The sequence below is a fragment of the Thalassotalea agarivorans genome (assembly GCF_030295955.1).
In the GTDB taxonomy this organism is placed as follows: domain Bacteria; phylum Pseudomonadota; class Gammaproteobacteria; order Enterobacterales; family Alteromonadaceae; genus Thalassotalea_D; species Thalassotalea_D agarivorans.
The window spans coordinates 2,395,355-2,415,388 of record NZ_AP027363.1 but is presented as its reverse complement, the minus strand read 5'-3'; the positions used below and the strand labels follow the sequence as shown (position 1 = coordinate 2,415,388).

At 43.4% G+C, this 20,034-nt stretch carries 16 protein-coding genes, 1 tRNA gene and 3 rRNA genes; 13 read left to right on the top strand and 7 right to left on the bottom strand.

The genetic code is table 11. The features are described 5' to 3' along the window. Window positions 1-9 precede the first annotated feature (9 nt). Window positions 10-2,580 carry an ATP-dependent chaperone ClpB gene (gene clpB / locus QUD85_RS11010; RefSeq protein ID WP_093327156.1) on the top strand — a complete coding sequence of 857 codons (2,571 nt, stop codon included), beginning with the start codon at window positions 10-12 and terminating at the stop codon, window positions 2,578-2,580. Between the two features lie 28 nt (window positions 2,581-2,608). Here clpB and QUD85_RS11005 read toward each other — a convergent pair whose 3' ends face one another. Then, window positions 2,609-3,016, bottom strand: a complete 408-nt coding sequence (locus QUD85_RS11005; RefSeq protein WP_093327158.1) for a DUF4124 domain-containing protein — start codon at window positions 3,014-3,016, stop codon at window positions 2,609-2,611. A 219-nt stretch (window positions 3,017-3,235) separates the two neighbouring features. On the opposite strand from QUD85_RS11005, the gene pssA reads away from it, so the two are divergent. The 8 genes from pssA (at window position 3,236) to QUD85_RS10965 (ending at window position 12,231) form a co-directional block, all read left to right on the top strand. Beyond that, window positions 3,236-4,081 carry a CDP-diacylglycerol--serine O-phosphatidyltransferase gene (gene pssA / locus QUD85_RS11000; RefSeq protein WP_093327186.1) on the top strand — a complete coding sequence of 282 codons (846 nt, stop codon included), beginning with the start codon at window positions 3,236-3,238 and terminating at the stop codon, window positions 4,079-4,081. Window positions 4,082-4,721: 640 nt separating this feature from the next. Further along, a 16S ribosomal RNA gene (locus QUD85_RS10995) occupies window positions 4,722-6,264 on the top strand. Between the two features lie 127 nt (window positions 6,265-6,391). Then, window positions 6,392-6,467 (top strand) — tRNA-Ala (locus QUD85_RS10990). A gap of 319 nt (window positions 6,468-6,786) precedes the next feature. Continuing rightward, window positions 6,787-9,671, top strand: a 23S ribosomal RNA gene (locus QUD85_RS10985). A gap of 93 nt (window positions 9,672-9,764) precedes the next feature. Further along, window positions 9,765-9,879, top strand: a 5S ribosomal RNA gene (gene rrf, locus QUD85_RS10980). The 16S, 23S and 5S rRNA genes sit together here with 1 tRNA gene alongside, the layout of an rRNA operon. 818 nt (window positions 9,880-10,697) lie before the next feature. Beyond that, window positions 10,698-11,306: a MarC family protein gene (locus QUD85_RS10975; RefSeq protein ID WP_093331878.1), complete on the top strand. Its 609-nt coding sequence runs from the start codon at window positions 10,698-10,700 to the stop codon at window positions 11,304-11,306. Between the two features lie 60 nt (window positions 11,307-11,366). Then, window positions 11,367-11,987 carry a MarC family protein gene (locus QUD85_RS10970; RefSeq protein WP_093331876.1) on the top strand — a complete coding sequence of 207 codons (621 nt, stop codon included), beginning with the start codon at window positions 11,367-11,369 and terminating at the stop codon, window positions 11,985-11,987. Window positions 11,988-12,066: 79 nt separating this feature from the next. Beyond that, complete coding sequence (locus tag QUD85_RS10965) at window positions 12,067-12,231, top strand: hypothetical protein (protein WP_177168933.1); 165 nt, start codon at window positions 12,067-12,069, stop codon at window positions 12,229-12,231. 60 nt (window positions 12,232-12,291) lie between these two features. On the opposite strand, the gene QUD85_RS10960 is transcribed toward QUD85_RS10965, so the two are convergent. Then, the gene (locus QUD85_RS10960) at window positions 12,292-12,522 is read right to left on the bottom strand and encodes a hypothetical protein (RefSeq protein WP_143047974.1); all 231 of its coding nucleotides are present in this window, start codon (window positions 12,520-12,522) and stop codon (window positions 12,292-12,294) included. A gap of 71 nt (window positions 12,523-12,593) precedes the next feature. Continuing rightward, entirely contained in the window at window positions 12,594-12,998 is a 405-nt protein-coding gene (locus QUD85_RS10955; protein WP_093331873.1) for an ExbD/TolR family protein, read from the bottom strand. A 115-nt stretch (window positions 12,999-13,113) separates the two neighbouring features. Here QUD85_RS10955 and QUD85_RS10950 point away from each other — a divergent pair, with 115 nt between their 5' ends. From QUD85_RS10950 to QUD85_RS10940, 3 genes are read left to right on the top strand one after another with little or no spacing between them, the layout of a single operon-like run. After that, complete coding sequence (locus QUD85_RS10950) at window positions 13,114-13,575, top strand: DUF3859 domain-containing protein (RefSeq protein WP_093331871.1); 462 nt, start codon at window positions 13,114-13,116, stop codon at window positions 13,573-13,575. 7 nt (window positions 13,576-13,582) lie between these two features. Next, window positions 13,583-14,518 carry a ribosome biogenesis GTPase YlqF gene (gene ylqF / locus QUD85_RS10945; RefSeq protein WP_093331868.1) on the top strand — a complete coding sequence of 312 codons (936 nt, stop codon included), beginning with the start codon at window positions 13,583-13,585 and terminating at the stop codon, window positions 14,516-14,518. Window positions 14,519-14,520: 2 nt separating this feature from the next. Beyond that, a complete protein-coding gene (locus QUD85_RS10940; RefSeq protein WP_093331866.1) occupies window positions 14,521-14,943 on the top strand; it encodes an HIT domain-containing protein in 423 nt (140 codons plus the stop codon). A gap of 1 nt (window position 14,944) precedes the next feature. On the opposite strand, the gene QUD85_RS10935 is transcribed toward QUD85_RS10940, so the two are convergent. Then, window positions 14,945-16,150, bottom strand: a complete 1,206-nt coding sequence (locus QUD85_RS10935; protein WP_093331863.1) for a trans-sulfuration enzyme family protein — start codon at window positions 16,148-16,150, stop codon at window positions 14,945-14,947. A 251-nt stretch (window positions 16,151-16,401) separates the two neighbouring features. Here QUD85_RS10935 and QUD85_RS10930 point away from each other — a divergent pair, with 251 nt between their 5' ends. Beyond that, entirely contained in the window at window positions 16,402-17,919 is a 1,518-nt protein-coding gene (locus QUD85_RS10930) for a sigma 54-interacting transcriptional regulator (RefSeq protein ID WP_093331861.1), read from the top strand. Window position 17,920: 1 nt separating this feature from the next. Here the strand turns inward: QUD85_RS10930 and QUD85_RS10925 are convergent, their stop codons facing one another. From QUD85_RS10925 to QUD85_RS10915, 3 genes are all read right to left on the bottom strand, one after another. Next, the gene (locus QUD85_RS10925; protein ID WP_093331897.1) at window positions 17,921-18,250 is read right to left on the bottom strand and encodes an SUI1 family translation initiation factor; all 330 of its coding nucleotides are present in this window, start codon (window positions 18,248-18,250) and stop codon (window positions 17,921-17,923) included. 100 nt (window positions 18,251-18,350) lie between these two features. After that, window positions 18,351-19,277 carry an electron transfer flavoprotein subunit alpha/FixB family protein gene (locus tag QUD85_RS10920; RefSeq protein WP_093331858.1) on the bottom strand — a complete coding sequence of 309 codons (927 nt, stop codon included), beginning with the start codon at window positions 19,275-19,277 and terminating at the stop codon, window positions 18,351-18,353. After that, entirely contained in the window at window positions 19,277-20,026 is a 750-nt protein-coding gene (locus QUD85_RS10915) for an electron transfer flavoprotein subunit beta/FixA family protein (protein ID WP_093331856.1), read from the bottom strand. Before QUD85_RS10915 ends, QUD85_RS10920 begins: the two co-directional genes overlap by 1 nt. Between the last annotated feature and the right edge of the window lie 8 nt (window positions 20,027-20,034).

The following is a 20,034-nucleotide window of genomic DNA, read 5'->3' as shown; positions in this document are numbered from 1 at the left end:
GGAGTAGTAATGCGAATAGATAAATTCACCCAATCATTTCAAAATGCCCTTGCGGATGCGCAATCAATCGCGCTAGGCAAAGACCATCAATTTATAGAGCCGTTGCATTTAATGCTTGCCTTGATCAACCAACAAGGTGGCACTATCGTGCCAATTCTAGCGACCGCAGGTGTGAACACCAATACGCTCAAACAAGAAGTTAAACGTGCCATTGCCGATATGCCGCAAGTGTCTGGCAGCGGTGGAGACGTACAAGTATCTTCTCAACTAGCCACGTTGTTGAACCTGTGTGACAAATTTGCTCAAAAATTTGGTGATAAGTTTATTTCTTCCGAGCTTTTTGTTTTGGCAGCAATTCAAGATAAGTCCAAACTTGGTCAACTTTTAAAAACGTTGGGAGCAGATGCGGCAAAAGTGCAAGCTGCAATAGAAAGTGTTCGAGGAGGTCAAACGGTGGATGATCAAAACGCAGAGGATGTTAGGCAGGCGCTTAACAAATACACAGTTGATCTGACTGAACGAGCCGAGCAGGGTAAATTGGATCCTGTCATTGGCCGTGACGATGAAATCCGCCGCACCATTCAGGTTCTGCAGCGCAGAACAAAAAATAATCCAGTATTAATTGGTCAGCCAGGTGTTGGTAAGACAGCTATTGCTGAAGGGTTGGCACAACGTATTGTTGAAAATGAAGTACCAGAAGGTTTAAAGGATAAACGAGTTTTGTCTTTAGATATGGGCGCACTGGTTGCTGGCGCTAAGTATCGCGGTGAATTTGAAGAGCGATTAAAAGCTGTGTTGAATGAACTGGCAAAATTAGAAGGGCAAGTCATTTTATTCATAGACGAATTACATACTATGGTCGGTGCCGGTAAAACTGACGGCGCTATGGACGCCGGTAATATGCTTAAACCAGCATTAGCCCGAGGTGAATTGCATTGCGTTGGCGCAACGACTTTGGACGAATATCGTCAATACATCGAAAAAGATGCTGCATTAGAACGTCGTTTTCAAAAAGTCCTTATCGAAGAGCCAAGTGTAGAAGATACCATCGCCATTTTGCGCGGTTTAAAAGAGCGCTATGAGCTACATCATTCGGTAGATATTACTGATCCTGCTATCGTAGCTGCTGCCACTTTGTCGCACAGATATATTAGTGATCGCCAACTACCGGATAAAGCCATTGATTTGATTGATGAAGCTGCTTCTAGTATTCGTTTGCAAATGGACTCAAAACCTGAAGATTTAGACAGGTTAGAGAGAAAACTTATCCAATTGAAACTTGAACAAAAGGCGTTGGAGCAGGAAAGTGACAATGCCTCTAAAAAGCGGCTAACAGACATTTCATCTGATATCGCAAAGCAACAAGAGAAATTTGATCAGTTAGAAGCGATTTGGAAAAGTGAAAAAGCGGCTTTACACGGCACACATGGCATTAAAGAATCATTAGAGCGCAGCCGCTATGAACTAGAAGTAGCAACGCGTAATAACGATTTTGAACAAGCAGCCAAGCTTAAACATGGTGTTATACCAGAACTAGAGCAACAGCTAGCACTAGCGTCTGAAAACGAAACACAAGAAACCAGCTTGCTGAAGAACAAAGTAACTGATGCCGAAATTGCCGAGGTACTCAGCAAAGCAACAGGGATACCTGTTGCAAAAATGCTAGAAGAGGAACGTGATAAGTTACTTAATATGGAGTCAGAACTTCATCAACGCGTTATCGGACAAGCGCAAGCTGTCACCGCTATCGCCAATGCGATTAGACGCTCTAGAGCTGGTTTAAGCGATCCCAACCAACCTATTGGTTCTTTTCTTTTCCTAGGACCAACGGGTGTTGGTAAAACGGAATTAACCAAAGCACTGGCAAACTTTATGTTTGACTCCGAAGATGAATTAATACGCATCGACATGAGTGAGTTTATGGAGAAACATTCTGTTGCTAGATTAGTTGGTGCACCTCCTGGCTATGTTGGCTATGAGGAAGGCGGTTATTTAACTGAAGCGGTCAGAAGAAAACCTTATTCGGTTGTCTTATTAGATGAAGTAGAGAAAGCGCATCCTGATGTATTCAATATTCTTTTACAGGTATTAGATGATGGCAGGTTGACCGACGGTCAAGGTCGAACTGTAGATTTCAAAAATACGGTTATTATTATGACCTCCAACATAGGCTCTCAGGTTATCCAGCAGTTTGATGGTAGCGGCGAATACGAATTAATGCGTGAAGGCGTTATGGCAGAAGTGGGCAATTTCTTCAAACCCGAATTTATCAATAGGATAGATGAGAGTGTGGTATTTCATTCGCTTGCTGCCAATCAGATTAAAGCTATTGCTGAAATTCAAGTCGCAAAATTAGCTAAACGTATTGAAAGTAGCGGTTTGTCATTGTCGATTAACGATGATGCATTAACGTTATTGTCGCAAGCCGGATTCGATCCCGTTTATGGCGCGAGACCCCTTAACAGGGCGATACAACATAAGTTGGAAAATCCATTGGCTCAGCTCATACTGCAAGGGCAATATGATAATGGGGATGTTATCGAGGTGAGTGCTGCTAATGGAGAGTTAGCGTTTAATTAAATAAAAAAGGCTGCAATGCAGCCTTTTTTTAATCACAATAGGCGGAAATTTGTTTCTTGTTTTTCGCTATCTGAGTTTCAACTTCTTCGGGCGTTAATGTCCTAGATTTACCGTCTTCTTGAATACGAATATGGTCGAAACTTGTGAGCGTTTTCAAATTGGTTTGTGCCGTTTCACATAACTCTTTGCTAAATGCTTTGTCGTTTTCGTCCGCTTTTTTAGCTTGCTCTTGTGCAAGTTCGCTTGCTGATTGAGTTTGTTTCGGAGCGCTATTAGTATCGGCTACTTTAATGGTGGTGTAGTTATTGTGATCAGGTTGTTGCTCGCTGTAATGCACAACATTGTTATTGTCCACCCAACGATAAATCAATTTATCTGCGCTAAATGCCGGTGAGACCCAAAGTGCGCATGCAGACGCTATAATTAACAAACGCATTATTTATCCTTATTGTTATATTTATGAAAAGCGTACAAAAAGAATTATCCTTTTGTTTGCAATACCTTTTCTTATGATACGTTTATAACAAGCTAGCTATGGCTTTACAAATTATTTTGAGTTTGCAGCCGCTAGGTCGCTAAGTTTATATTGGGATCTGTAAGCAATTTTATGTTAAATTGTGCGCAGTTAAACAATGACAAAAATAATGGTTTTACTATGTCAGACAACAAATCAGGTAGTTCAACACCAAATAGAGGCATCTATTTACTACCTAATGTACTAACAACGGCTGGGTTATTCTCTGGTTTTTATGCCGTTGTCTCTTCAATGAATGGAAAATTTGAGTTAGCCGCTATTGCGATATTTATTGCAATGATTTTTGACGGCTTAGACGGCCGTGTTGCACGTATGACAAATACACAGAGTGAATTTGGTGCAGAATATGATTCTATGGCCGATATGGTCTCATTCGGAATTGCGCCGGGACTCGTTGCATACAATTGGGCTTTGAACGATTTAGGCAAATTTGGTTGGTTGGCCGCGTTTGTATTTGTAGCGGGTGCTGCGCTGCGTTTAGCACGATTCAATACTCAAGTTGGTGTAGCTGATAAACGATTCTTTCAAGGCCTTGCTAGCCCAGCTGCGGCGGCTGTAATTGCAAGTATCGTTTGGACAGGTACAGAAAATGGTATTAATGGTCATGACTACGGCATTGTAATGGGGGTTATTACAATCATTACCGGGCTACTGATGGTTAGTAATTTTAGGTACAACAGTTTTAAAGAGGTTGACTGGAAAGGTAAAGTCAATTTTCTAGTATTGCTAATTATCGTGTTGGTATTTGTAGTAGTAGCATCAAGTCCGGCTGAATTATTGTTAGGTGTGTTTGCATTGTATGCACTGTCTGGTCCTATTACGACACTAAGAACGGTAGAGTCTTTGAAACTAGAGCACGTTGTTGGCGACGATGAAGATGCAGACTTCACATTGGAAGATGTCGCTGAACAAAAAAAGGTGAAATCGGAAGAAAGTACCGATAAAGCGAGTAAAGACGACAGTTAATCTATACTTAATCACCGATTTCTTAAAAAAGGAGCGCAAGCTCCTTTTTTGTTGTCTATACTTTATGCTCTTTCGAGAATTTTAATGGTTTTGTTTATATTTTGAGCGAACAAACCAAAACTTTAAAAAAGGGGTTGCATTGACCTAAAAAATCCCTAAAATGCGCATCCACTTCTCGGGGACAAGCCAAGAAGGTTTTGTATAGGAAATACTTATTAGGCCGAGTCAGGATGACGAAAGGTCGGTTTTGATAAGTTTAGTAAGCAAATATGGTTACTAAGCAGTTAACAAAACCTCACAAAATAAATTAAAGTTTTTTTGTGAAAAAGGTTGACATCAAAACAGGGACGCGTAAAATGCGCATCCGCTCTCAACGGTAGAGCACACGCCGAATACGAATGAGATATTCGGTGAGATTCGCAAGAATCGTTCTTTAACAAATAGTTATCAAGCAATTTGTGTGGGCACTCACGTTAATGTTGGTTTTACCAAATAATTAACTCAGTGAGTGACACAAAGTCTAAATCGATATTTTATTGATTAGGCGCTTTTGTCAGTTTTTTGCTTCTGCTTTTTTTAAAAGCGGAGACGATTAATATTCATTGAGCATCGTATCGATTTATCGATACACAAACGATTTTAATTGAAGAGTTTGATCATGGCTCAGATTGAACGCTGGCGGCAGGCTTAACACATGCAAGTCGAGCGGAAACGAAGAGGTGCTTGCACCTCTGGCGTCGAGCGGCGGACGGGTGAGTAATGCTTGGGAATATGCCATAAGGTGGGGGACAACAGTTGGAAACGACTGCTAATACCGCATAATGTCTACGGACCAAAGGAGGGGCTCTTCGGACCTTTCGCCTTTTGATTAGCCCAAGTGAGATTAGCTAGTTGGTGGGGTAATGGCCTACCAAGGCGACGATCTCTAGCTGGTTTGAGAGGATGATCAGCCACACTGGGACTGAGACACGGCCCAGACTCCTACGGGAGGCAGCAGTGGGGAATATTGCACAATGGGGGAAACCCTGATGCAGCCATGCCGCGTGTGTGAAGAAGGCCTTCGGGTTGTAAAGCACTTTCAGTTGTGAGGAAAGGTTAGTAGTTAATACCTGCTAGCTGTGACGTTAGCAACAGAAGAAGCACCGGCTAACTCCGTGCCAGCAGCCGCGGTAATACGGAGGGTGCGAGCGTTAATCGGAATTACTGGGCGTAAAGCGTGCGTAGGCGGTTACATAAGTCAGATGTGAAAGCCCGGGGCTCAACCTCGGAACTGCATTTGAAACTGTGTGACTAGAGTATTGTAGAGGGTGGTGGAATTTCCAGTGTAGCGGTGAAATGCGTAGAGATTGGAAGGAACATCAGTGGCGAAGGCGGCCACCTGGACAAATACTGACGCTGAGGCACGAAAGCGTGGGGAGCAAACAGGATTAGATACCCTGGTAGTCCACGCCGTAAACGATGTCAACTAGTTGTCTGTGCACTTGATGCGTGGGTGACGTAGCTAACGCGCTAAGTTGACCGCCTGGGGAGTACGGCCGCAAGGTTAAAACTCAAATGAATTGACGGGGGCCCGCACAAGCGGTGGAGCATGTGGTTTAATTCGATGCAACGCGAAGAACCTTACCATCCCTTGACATCCAGAGAATTTTCTAGAGATAGATTAGTGCCTTCGGGAACTCTGAGACAGGTGCTGCATGGCTGTCGTCAGCTCGTGTTGTGAAATGTTGGGTTAAGTCCCGCAACGAGCGCAACCCTTATCCTTATTTGCCAGCGAGTAATGTCGGGAACTTTAAGGAGACTGCCGGTGATAAACCGGAGGAAGGTGGGGACGACGTCAAGTCATCATGGCCCTTACGGGATGGGCTACACACGTGCTACAATGGCGTATACAGAGGGCAGCGAGACCGCGAGGTGGAGCGAATCCCAGAAAGTACGTCGTAGTCCGGATTGGAGTCTGCAACTCGACTCCATGAAGTCGGAATCGCTAGTAATCGCGAATCAGAATGTCGCGGTGAATACGTTCCCGGGCCTTGTACACACCGCCCGTCACACCATGGGAGTGGGTTGCAAAAGAAGTGGCTAGTTTAACCTTCGGGAGGACGGTCACCACTTTGTGATTCATGACTGGGGTGAAGTCGTAACAAGGTAACCCTAGGGGAACCTGGGGTTGGATCACCTCCTTATCTTGAAAGGTGAAACAACATTATCGGTCGATAATATAACATCCGTGTTAAATCGACACAGGTACATCCATGTACCAAGAGTGTTCACACAAATTGCTTTGATAACGCATGTAAGAGAAGCCTGACTGGGGCTATAGCTCAGCTGGGAGAGCGCCTGCCTTGCACGCAGGAGGTCAGCAGTTCGATCCTGCTTAGCTCCACCAATTAGGCGCCCTTGATAACTCTTACGCTAGAAATTAAATCTAAATGGCCAGTTCAACAAACTGAGCGACTATTTAGATTTAGTTTCTTTAAGAAACATGCTCTTTAACAATTTGGAAAGCTGATATTAATACCCGGTGTTTATAGTGTCGCGCTATAAATACCAACAGATACATAATCTTCCTTGTTATGTATCACGATAAGTTTAACGACTTATCAGAAAACGTTTTAATTTATTAAGACGTTCTCAAAATTCTTACTCAAGAAGCTCATTATGAGCGCAATCAGTCCGCATACATCCTAGATTATTTAGGGTTGTATGGTTAAGTGACTAAGCGTATATGGTGGATGCCTTGGCAGTTAGAGGCGATGAAAGACGTGTTAATCTGCGATAAGCTCAGTTGAGGTGATAAAAACCGTTATAGACTGAGATTTCTGAATGGGGAAACCCACCCGTCATCAGGCGGGTATCTTTATCTGAATTCATAGGATAAAGAGGCGAACCGGGAGAACTGAAACATCTAAGTACCCCGAGGAAAAGAAATCAACCGAGATTTCCTTAGTAGCGGCGAGCGAACGGGAATTAGCCCTTAAGCGGGTGTGCGTTAGTGGAATGTTCTGGAAAGGACAACGATACAGGGTGATAGTCCCGTACACGAAAACAAGCACTTTGTGAAAACGAGTAGGTCGGCACACGTGAAATGTTGACTGAATATGGGGGGACCATCCTCCAAGGCTAAATACTCCTAACTGACCGATAGTGAACCAGTACCGTGAGGGAAAGGCGAAAAGAACCCCTGTGAGGGGAGTGAAATAGAACCTGAAACCGTATACGTACAAGCAGTGGAAGCCCTTCGGGGTGACTGCGTACCTTTTGTATAATGGGTCAGCGACTTATGTTTTGTAGCAAGGTTAACCGATTAGGGGAGCCGTAGCGAAAGCGAGTGTTAACTGCGCGTTTAGTTGCAAGGCATAGACCCGAAACCCGGCGATCTACCCATGGGCAGGTTGAAGGTTGGGTAACACCAACTGGAGGACCGAACACACGTATGTTGAAAAATGCGGTGATGACCTGTGGGTCGGAGTGAAAGGCTAATCAAGCCGGGAGATAGCTGGTTCTCCCCGAAATCTATTTAGGTAGAGCCTCGGACGAACACCATCGGGGGTAGAGCACTGTTAAGGCTAGGGGGTCATCCCGACTTACCAACCCTTTGCAAACTCCGAATACCGATGAGTGCTATCCGGGAGACACACTATGGGTGCTAACGTCCATAGTGAAGAGGGAAACAACCCAGACCGCCAGCTAAGGTCCCAAAGTACTAGTTAAGTGGGAAACGATGTGGGAAGGCCTAGACAGCTAGGAGGTTGGCTTAGAAGCAGCCACCCTTTAAAGAAAGCGTAATAGCTCACTAGTCGAGTCGGCCTGCGCGGAAGATGTAACGGGGCTAAACTAGTCACCGAAGCTGCGGATTTATCCTTTTGGATAAGTGGTAGGGGAGCGTTCTGTAAGCCGTTGAAGGTGTGTGGTAACGCATGCTGGAGGTATCAGAAGTGCGAATGCTGACATGAGTAACGATAAAGGGGGTGAAAAACCCCCTCGCCGAAAGACCAAGGTTTCCTGTCCCATGTTAATCAGGGCAGGGTAAGTCGGCCCCTAAGGTGAGACCGAAAGGTGTAATCGATGGGAAACAGATTAATATTTCTGTACTTCTATATATTGCGAAGGAGGGACGGAGAAGGCTAGGCAGGCATGGCGTTGGTTGTCCATGTGAAAGATTGTAGGCTGGTGACTTAGGTAAATCCGGGTCGCCTTAAGGCTGAGAGTCGAGACGATGTTCTACGGAACAGAAGCTGTTGATGCCCTGCTTCCAGGAAAAGCTTCTAAGCATCAGATATATAGGAACCGTACCCCAAACCGACACAGGTGGTTAGGTAGAGAATACTAAGGCGCTTGAGAGAACTCGGGTGAAGGAACTAGGCAAAATAGTACCGTAACTTCGGGAGAAGGTACGCCGGCTAGGGTGATGGGACTTGCTCCCTAAGCTTTGGTCGGTCGAAGTAACCAGGTGGCTGGAACTGTTTATTAAAAACACAGCACTGTGCAAAATCGAAAGATGACGTATACGGTGTGACGCCTGCCCGGTGCCGGAAGGTTAATTGATTGGGTTAGCTTTGCGAAGCTCATGATCGAAGCCCCGGTAAACGGCGGCCGTAACTATAACGGTCCTAAGGTAGCGAAATTCCTTGTCGGGTAAGTTCCGACCTGCACGAATGGCGTAATCATGGCCACACTGTCTCCACCCGAGACTCAGTGAAATTGAAATTGCGGTTAAGATGCCGTATACCCGCGGCTAGACGGAAAGACCCCGTGAACCTTTACTATAGCTTGACAGTGAACATTGCTCCTACATGTGTAGGATAGGTGGGAGGCTTTGAAGCGCAGACGCCAGTTTGTGTGGAGCCAACCTTGAAATACCACCCTTGTATGCGTGATGTTCTAACCTAGGGCCCTTATCGGGCTTGGGGACACTGTCTGGTGGGTAGTTTGACTGGGGCGGTCTCCTCCCAAAGCGTAACGGAGGAGCACGAAGGTTGGCTAAGTATGGTCGGACATCATACGGTTAGTGCAATGGCATAAGCCAGCTTAACTGCGAGACAGACACGTCGAGCAGGTGCGAAAGCAGGTCATAGTGATCCGGTGGTTCTGTATGGAAGGGCCATCGCTCAACGGATAAAAGGTACTCCGGGGATAACAGGCTGATACCGCCCAAGAGTTCATATCGACGGCGGTGTTTGGCACCTCGATGTCGGCTCATCACATCCTGGGGCTGAAGTCGGTCCCAAGGGTATGGCTGTTCGCCATTTAAAGTGGTACGCGAGCTGGGTTTAGAACGTCGTGAGACAGTTCGGTCCCTATCTGCCGTGGGCGTTTGAGAATTGAAGAGGGCTGCTCCTAGTACGAGAGGACCGGAGTGGACGAACCTCTGGTGTTCGGGTTGTCATGCCAATGGCATTGCCCGGTAGCTACGTTCGGAACTGATAACCGCTGAAAGCATCTAAGCGGGAAACAGGCTTTGAGATGAGTTCTCACTGGACCTTTAAGGTCCCTGAAGGGTCGTTGGAGACTACGACGTTGATAGGCGGGATGTGGAAGCACTGTGAGGTGTTGAGCTAACCCGTACTAATTGCCCGTGAGGCTTAACCATACAACACCTAAATGATTTAGGCCTTGTATGAAGATTGATTGAATCGATAAGAATTGAGTATTAGTAGACGCTTTCCAAGTTAACAAGTTTTTGCTTAGCGACAATAGCACTGTAGAACCACCTGATCCCATGCCGAACTCAGAAGTGAAATGCAGCAGCGCCGATGGTAGTGTGGGAGGTCCCATGTGAGAGTAGGACATCGCTAAGCTTCTAATTAAGAGAAAGCCCGCTCATTGAGCGGGCTTTTTTGTTATTAGCGCTTGCATGTCCGTACTCTCGAGTAGGGCTTTTCAGGTTTTCGTAAAGATAAACAATTTTATGTTTGCCCTAGCACCTAAACTTGCTCCTGCAGTTTAGGTATACCGACCATCCATGGCCATATAAGCGGGTTAGCCTCTGGCTTACCCTGGACCTGAGCTAAGCTTTTATTCCTAAGAAAAGCCTGACTTACGTCAGGCTTTTTTTTTTGGAATAATTTTAGGATGTCTACTCAGTACATGGGACGAAAAAAGCATCGTCATCCCGTGATGTCGTTACACGGGATCTCCAGCTTTATAGGTGCGCGTTGCTTAAGGGAACAAGGAACGTGGAGTCTTTTTACACACAGCACGAAGCTCGAAGTATGAATCGTTTTTACTTATCGCATAAAGCTAATAGCCTATAGCTAGTTCTTACATCGTCATCCCTTACTATGATACGGGATCTACAGCTTTTTAGGTGCGCGTTGCTTAAGGGAACAAGGAACGTGGAGTCTTTTTACACACAGCACACAGCTCGAAGCACGCAGCTAAAATAGGAACGTGGAGTCTTTTTACACACAGCACACAGCTCGAGGCACGTAGCTAAAATAGAAACGCAGATTTTATACACGCAGCACGAAGCCACAAGCCAACCCCCAATAATTGCCAATCCTTCAATACTTTGCGTATTATGTAATCAATGTACAACAATAAAACGTTAGCCAATGTTAGGTGACGACACCACTTTGCGGCATTAGAGCTACGTAAATGATGTATGGAGAGTGTTGTGATTGATTACTTAGCTACCTTTATTTTCTTCTTTGCAGTAATAGATCCTATCGGTACCGTACCGGTATTTATTGCAACAACAAATGGTTATGAAGGTCACGATAAACGTAAAATTGCATTCATAGCCACCATAGTTGCAGCTGCGGTGTTATTGTTTTTTGTAATCGCTGGTGAATTAATTCTAACTGCTATGGATATACCACTATCAGCGTTTCAAACCGCTGGTGGCATTATTCTCTTTATGTTCGCATTTAGCATGATCTTTGGCGAAAGTAAGCCTGAAGAAGAGATTAAAATGCTCAACAATGTTAAAGAAACAGCTATTTTCCCATTGGCCATACCTTCGATCGCAAGCCCAGGTGCTATGTTGGCCGCAGTATTGATGACAGAAAATGCTAAGTATACGCTGTTGGAACAAACTCAAGTGACTCTTACATTGTTAGCTGTATTGGGACTTGCTCTAGTGTTGATGTTATGTGCTACATGGATACATAAGTTTATCGGTAACAGCGGTGCTAGCGTTGTAAGCCGTGTAATGGGGCTTATACTAGCATCGGTTGCAACGGCTAACGTATTAGAAGGGTTAAAGATTTATTATGCCTTGTAGTTGGGGCAGTTCTTTAATCTGGCGCTATTAACAGTAATTATTTAAGCGAGAACAGTAAGTATGAATGAAATGATAACGCAGTTAGTTACAGTATTTCTTGGCTTCTTTGCGATAATGAATCCTATCGCTAATACTGCGGCGTTTGCTGGTTTGGTAGTTAATAAACCTAAAAGCGAACAAAAGCAAATTGCAGCTAAAGCACTACTTATCACATTCTTGATTATTGTCGCCTTCTCTGTGCTTGGTAAAGCTATTTTTCATTTGTTTGGCATTACCATAGATGCACTGCGAATAACCGGTGGTATTTTGGTGTTTATTGTCGGTTATCATATGCTAAATGGCCATGGCTCTAAGTTACATTCGGCACAAGGCGATGATGAATCAGATGTCGCTGTTTCGCCTTTAGCGGTTCCTTTACTTGCCGGCCCTGGCACTATAGCAACAGCGATGAATTACTCCGCATCAGGCGGCTTTTCGGGTATTTTAATTACGCTATCTGTATTTGCCTTTTTGTGTCTAGTTACTTTCGCTTGCTTTGTTTTTAGCGGGAGAATATTGTCGGTTATTGGTACAAGCGGACTAAGTATCGTTACTCGACTCATGGGCTTAATACTTGCGGTTATCGGCACGCAAATGTTTATTGCTGGCACAATGGCTATTGTTGCTTCGGCCAATAGCTAGCAAAATGCTGTAACATTTGATTTTTTACTTTTAAGCTTGCTTGAGCTTTAATAGCTAAAAACAGTAGCGAGTAGGCATTATGAAACGTTTTTTAATATTACTTACTTTAATTATTTTAGCTCTAATTTGTTACACCCGTGGCTTTGCAATAGGTGGTGGTTTTTTTCTGATATTGGGTGCTATTTTTGAACTAGGCTTTTGGGTAGGAATTTTTAATTACGGTAAAAAGAAACCTAAACATTAACCCATTAAAAAGTTATGCCTCGAATAAGCCACTAGTAAAAGAAGTATTGGGTTAAGTTCTTTATTTCCTAACTGGTTCTGGATTGTCTACATTTTGATGGCATACGCAGCTCTTCTCACCGTTTTCTCGATACCACTCATCATAGATACCGACATTCTTTTCACGGCAAAAACGTGCAACCTCACTGCATTGATCGCTGCTTGCACCATCAGATACAGGGCTTGAATATTGTGTAGTGCAACTGGCTAAAAGCAAAGCGCTAAGTGCTAAACAGGTTTTTAATATTTTCATAGAATCAGTGTAGACCGTCTTTAAAAACAAAAAAAGCGCCAACAGGCGCTTTTTTTGTCAAGTATGATTTGTTATTTCGCTTTACCGATAGAAACCGTTAATTCGTTAAACTGTTTTACTTGGTCGATAACCGCTACAACGTCTTCATATACAGCATTATCTTCTGGGATAATAACTGCTGAAGTTGTTGGCGTGTTTGCTAAGAAGTTTTCTATACGAGCAGGTAAACGCTCAATATCAACAAGCTTGTTGTTGAAAACTACTTGGCCGTTATCCGTAATTTTAATACCAATTACTGGTGTTTTAGGTGGATTAGGATTATTTTCCGCTTTCGGGCGGTTAATCTCTAAACCTTCCTCTTTCACGAACGAGGTAGTTACGATAAAGAAAATCAATAGAATGAAAACGATGTCTAGCATCGGTGTCATATCTACTTCACTTTCTTGGATCTCGTCGGCCTTTTTTCTTCTGCTCATAAATCTCTCCAGTTCATCGACTGATATTATAAAGAAATTGCCGATGATTTAACAGGCATACAACTTTACTTAACTTTGATAAAATATCAATGTTTTTTAGTTTAAAATTTTGTATATGGCTAAACAAAAACCAGTTTTCACCTTAAAAACTTGTGGCATCCATTCTTCATGGGATGAAACCTCAAAAAACCTGCCTAAAATTAAAGCATTTACCCATGAAGTACCTGCTAAAATAGACATAGAATTTGGTTATATTCTGAATGTGCAGAAAGGCAAAGGCATTAAATTAGATTATTGTATATATCATCCAGATATTCCCGACGATAATGGTAGGGTAATGGCGCCCTTCGATGGTGAAGTTTACGTGAGAAACAGTGATTGGGATTTTTATTTGGGTGATACAATATGGGCGCCTATAGAGAATAAGATAGGGCCATGGCGTATCGTAATAAAATGGCAAGACCGTATTGTAGCGGATGAGCTCTTTAACGTAATAAAAGATGAAGATAGTGAACAAAATTACTATCAACAGCTGTCACCCACATTTGGCAAAAGAAGAAAAACAGCAAGGAAATAAATAAGTAATGGCGATAAATTGGTTTCCTGGGCATATGCATAAGGCCCAAAAAGAAATTAAAGAAATATTACCGCAGATAGATGTGGTAATAGAAGTTTGCGATGCACGGCTTCCGTTTAGTAGTGAGAACCCAATGATCACAGAGATCAGGGGAAATAAACCGCTGATTAAAATTCTAAATAAGTCGGATTTAGCCGATCCTGTGCTAACCCAGCAATGGATAGCCTATTTAGATGCGCAGCAGCATGTAAAAGCTATCGCCTTGACCACTGAAAACCCTGCGATCGCGAAAACGATACCTGCGCTAATTCGCAAATTAGTGCCCAATAAGGATGAAACAGGTAAACAAATTAATGCCGTAATTATGGGGATTCCAAACGTAGGCAAATCTACCCTGATAAATACGCTCGTTGGCAAAGTAAAAGCAAAAGTTGGAAATGAGCCAGCTGTGACCAAAGGCCAACAAAGAATCAGGCTTGAAGAAGGTTTGTACCTTTATGATACACCGGGCATGCTTTGGCCAAAAATAGTCAATGAAAATAGTGGCTATCGTCTTGCAATTACAAGTGCGGTTAAAGATACCGCCTTTGATCATGAAGAAATTGCATGCTTTGCCGCAGAGTATTTACTAGAGGCTTACCCTAAGCGTTTAGAAGAGCGCTATAAAATAGATCAACTGCCGCAGCAAGAAGTCGAATTGATTGAAGAGATCGGCAGAAAGCGCGGTTGTGTGCGCAGTGGTGGCATGGTCGACTTTCACAAAGCCTCCGAGATTTTAATTAATGAAATACGCGATAAAACCTTGGGCGAACTAACCTTTGAAACACCAGAGATGGTGGAGCAAGAGAATATTCATTTTGCTGAGCTTGAAGAAAAGAAAATCGCTGAGCGAGAAGCCCGCAAGAAAGCACGTGGCCGCGGTCGCAAAAATAAAAGGAAATAGCGATGACAACAGACTTTACACTACACCCCATGTTGGCCAATGATTGCATTGAGATATACGACCTGCCTCTATGTAAAGTGTTGTTGATGAACGATAGTCAGTATCCCTGGTTAATCTTAGTACCGCGCAAACCGGCACTCACAGAGATTTATCAGTTGGAATGGCAACAGCAGCAACAATTTTTAAATGAATCGAGTGTTGTGAGCGAGTTACTCATGAGCATGTTTGATGGAGATAAACTTAATGTTGCAGCTATTGGAAACCTGTGTCCCCAACTGCATATTCATCATGTCGTTCGTCGTAAAACTGATGCCAGCTGGCCAAAACCGGTGTGGGGCCAACACCCAGCGATTCCTTATCAGCAAGAAACGCTAGATGTATTAGTAAGTAAACTTCAGGCGAAATTTGCTCAAATAGCCCCTTAACTTAAGCGGCCCAATTTTGGCTTAAATGCACACCAGCCAGAGCTTGTTCAAGATCCGCAATTAAATCGTCAGCGTGCTCAAGGCCACATGAAATACGAATCAATGAATCACTGATGCCGGCTTCAAGTCGTTCATTTGCCTCATAAGGTGAATGCGTCATGGACGCCGGATGTTGAATCAGCGATTCGGCATCACCCAAACTCACCGCGATAGAAAAAAGCGCGGTGCGATTAATAAACGCAGCGCCACCTTCAATATCTGTTTTTAATTCAAAGGCAATTACGCCTCCTGCAGCCTTCATTTGCTTGCCGATATATTGGTTACCTTTATCGTTGGCTAAACCAGGGTAATACACGTGTGCAATCTTTTCATGTTGTGATAGATATGTGGCTATTTTCATCGCATTGTCGCAATGGCGCTCCATGCGAATCGGAAGCGTTTTCAATCCTCTAATAATTAGCCATGCGTCATGTGGGCTCATTGTGGCGCCAATGTCTTTTAATGCTGTTGTTTTTATGTGGGCAATCATCTCCTGCGTAGAACAAATGATACCGGCAACCACATCTCCGTGACCATTTAAGTATTTGGTTGCGCTGTGAATGACGATATCCGCGCCAAATTCTGCAGGCTTTTGCAGTACGGGGGTGCAAAAGGTATTGTCGACGATAAATAAGGTATTGTGTTGTTGGCAAATCTTACCAATTGTGTTTAAGTCCAATACCACTAAGTTGGGGTTAATTGGGCTTTCAAGAAAAACAGCTTTAGTATTGGGCTTAAATGCCGTCACAATATTTTCTGGATTCTCCATATCAACAAAAGTCACTTCTATGCCGAATTTAGTCAGCATATGACTCATCAATGCATAACTGCAGCCGTAAACCGCTTTTGATGCGATGAGATGATCTCCCGATTGCAAATTTGCTAATAACGAAGCAGATACCGCAGCCATACCTGTTGCTGTTGCAGCTGCATCTTCCATTCCTTCCATCGCTGCTACGCGCTGCTCTAGTTGCCGCGTTGTTGGGTTACCTAATCTTGAATAAATATAGCCAGATTGTTCTCCTTGGAAACGCGCGGCGCCCTGTTGAGCGTCGTCAAAGATAAAAGTGGAGGTCTGGTATAAAGGCGTTGCCAAAGATCCAAATTGCTCATCATTAATGCGACCTGCATGTATCGCTTGTGTTTCGATGTGCTTACTTGATGACATGTTAACTCCCAGAAAAAGATTGTTATTGTTGTAATAGTATTGAGATATAAACAGAGCAATATCTTTGCCAATAATTTAAATGTATATAATTCAATGGGTTAGGTGTTCGCTTTGGTATGATTGTAATAATTTAGTTACGGTGTGAGAGGTTTTTGTAAAAATGAAACTAGTTTTATCGGTTTAATGCTTAGTATTCGCATGATTTTTACTATATTGTAATGTATATATTACGAGTGTAACTAAGGTATGACATGCGATTAAAAATATCGTCAAGAGATCGAGTGGGTATTAGTGGTGATATTCTTACCACGCTCGCACAACAAGGTTACAACCTAATTGCCACGGAAGTAGAGCAGCATACAACCTTTGTTGAAATCGACTGTGATGCTAAACATTTTAAAAAAGTCCAAGCAATCGTCACCAATATTGATGATGTTGTTCATTGCAAGCAAGTTGCCTTACTGCCCACTCAAGAGCGCGAACAGCATTTAAAAACCTTACTTAACCGAATACCTGACCCCATTATCGATGTCGACATAACGGGCGTTATCATCGCGATGAATGCCACCGCAGAACATTTGTTTAAAGTTGATGCGCAAGAGAAGTATTCAATCCAACAACTTTTTGCTCAGCAAAACCCAATTGACCTGAAACTTAAGCATAGGCAATCCGTGAGTTTGGAGCAGGGGAGTTACGTTGCTGAAATTCACCCTGTTTTCATTGAACATAGTCACGCCGGTGCGGTTATTACCTTAAGAGAATTAAAGAAAGTCGGTAAAGAATTGTCACTCATTCAATCGCAACAAGTGCAAGGTGTGGAGGCAATTATTGGTCAATCTCCAGCCATAAAGCAAGTTATTGCCCAAGGCGTGCGATTTGCCTCTCTGGACATGCCTGTCTTTATTGCTGGTGAAACAGGCACAGGTAAAGAGCTTATGGCGAAAGCGATACATGTTGAGAGTCAGCGTAAAGAGGGCCCTTTTTTGGCGATTAACTGCGCCGCATTGCCAGAACATTTGCTAGAAAGCGAGTTGTTTGGTTATGAAACTGGCGCATTTACAGGGGCGCGTAAAGAAGGTAAGCCAGGTTTGTTTGAATTGGCCGAAGGCGGCAGTATTTTCTTAGATGAAATTGCTGAAATGTCGACTTATTTACAAGTTAAGCTGCTGCGTTTCTTGCAAGACTTTACCTTTAGACGCATTGGTGGGCAAAAAGAGCTATTTGCCAACGTAAGAATTATCTCTGCAAGTCACCAAGACCTTAATGAATTGGTGGCACAAAAACGTTTTAGAGAAGATTTGTATTACAGAATTAACGTGCTTAACATTGCATTGCCAGCATTAACGCAGCGGGGCGACGACATTACTTTATTGAGTAGGGAGTTTTTGCAACAAGCGGCTAGTCAGATGGCAACGGCAACAAAAAAACTTTCAGGTGATGCATTACTGACACTCAAACAATATCGTTGGCCCGGTAACATTAGGCAATTGCAAAATACACTTTTTAGAGTGGCGGCACTCACTGATAGTGAAATTATTGAAGCTGACGATGTGCTCAATGCGATAAGTCAATTTGAAACGCCAGCTTCCAATGAAGCAGATGCTGACTATAGTGATTGCGAGTCATGGCATGATGCTCAGCAACAATTTGAAAAATCGTTGCTTGAGCGTTTGTACCAGCAATACCCAAGCACACGAAAGTTAGCTAAACGGTTAGGGGTGTCGCACAACAAAATAGCGATGAAGTTACGGCTGTACCAGATTGAGTAGCCTAGCCGCCAGTAAACTTAACTTTGAAACCTTCTTTCTCTAAGACGGCTTTAATTTGTTCACGTTTATCGCCCTGTATTTCAATCGTTTGATCGACCACACTGCCGCCAGTGCCGCATGATTTTTTTAACTTAGAGGCAAGCGCTTTTAACTCTTTCTGGTTAAGTCCTAAACCAGACACCACCATTACACCTTTGCCCTTGCGGCCTTTGGTTTCTCTGCGCACTTTGGCAAAGCCATCGCTTGGGGTGATCTCTTCTTGTTTTTCTTCTTTAACGCGGCCACCGTCAGTGGAATACACGAGTTGCGACAGTTGATCTTGCCAAGACATAAAACACTCTTTAATGATTGATGGGTATAGCGCTATTATAGAATAATTGGCACATAAAAAAACCAGCCAATTGGCTGGTTTTTTCACAAACGCTTATCTTTTACAAAGACGATTCTAGTTGCGGCAAGGCATCAAATAAATCTGCTACTAAGCCGTAATCCGCCACTTGGAAAATAGGGGCTTCTGGATCTTTGTTAATCGCCACGATGACTTTTGAATCTTTCATACCGGCAAGATGTTGAATAGCACCTGAGATACCAACAGCGATATATAAGTCTGGTGCAACGATTTTACCTGTTTGACCAACTTGCATATCATTTGGCACAAAACCAGCATCTACAGCTGCACGTGATGCACCAATAGCTGCACCTAATTTATCTGCAATACCTTCAAGTAGTTTAAAGTTTTCACCATTTTGCATACCACGACCACCAGAGATAACGACTGAAGCTGCACCTAAATCAGGGCGCTCACTTTCAGTAAACTCGTCGCTTACATGGCTAGAAATACCTGCATCAGTAGCTTGCGATAGTGTCACGATTTCTGCGCTGCCATCTGTTGCTACCGCATCAAAGCCTGTTGCACGCACAGTGATCACTTTTTTCTCATCTAAACTTTGCACTGTCGCTATAGCGTTACCCGCATAGATAGGACGAACAAACGTGTCTGCCGACTCCACCGCAATAATGTCTGATACTTGCGCAACATCGAGTAGCGCCGCTACACGTGGCATAAAGTTTTTACCTGTTGTCGATGCTGCGGCCAGAATATGGTCGTAATCACCGGCTAGTTCAACAACTAAAGCACTGACATTTTCTGCCAGTTGATTTGTATATGCTGCGTTGTCAGCAACAAACACTTTGCTTACGCCATTAGCTTTACTCGCTTGCTCTGCTGCCACCGCACAGTCACTACCAGCAACTAGTACATGAATGTCTCCACCGATCGCTTGAGCTGCTGCAACAGTTTTTAACGTATCAGCTTTTAAGCTAGCGTTGTCATGTTCTGCAATAACTAAAATACTCATTAGATCACCTTCGCTTCATTTTTAAGTTTTTCTACTAATTGTTCTACGCTTTCAACCACGATACCTGCGCTACGTTGCGCTGGAGGTGTAACTTTCAAAACGGTAGAGCGAGGTTTTAGGTCAACACCTAAGTCTGCTGCAGCTTTAACCTCTAACGGCTTACGCTTTGCTTTCATGATGTCAGGTAGCTTGGCATAGCGTGGTTCATTTAGGCGCAGGTCAGTGGTAACAATCGCTGGTAAAGTTAATGCTACTGTTTGTAAGCCACCGTCAACTTCGCGCGTTACGTTAACCTTGTCGCCTTCAACTTTCACTTCTGAGGCAAACGTACCTTGAGGCATACCTGTTAATGCCGCTAACATTTGACCGGTTTGGTTATTATCTGAATCGATAGACTGCTTACCTAAAATAACCAGGCCTGGTTGCTCTTCTTCAACAACTTTCTGAAGTAGTTTTGCAACATTTAGTGATTCTAAATTGTCTGCAGTGTCAATTTGGATAGCGCGATCAGCACCAAGTGCTAAGGCTGTGCGAAGTTGTTCTTGGCACGCTTTATCGCCAATAGAAACAGCGATTACTTCTGTAGCTACACCAGCTTCTTTTAAACGAATCGCTTCTTCTACAGCGATTTCACAAAATGGATTAATAGACATTTTTACGTTGGTTAAATCAACGTCTGTGTTGTCAGCTTTTACACGTACCTTTACGTTGTAGTCGATAACGCGTTTCACTGGAACTAAAACTTTCATATTTAGCC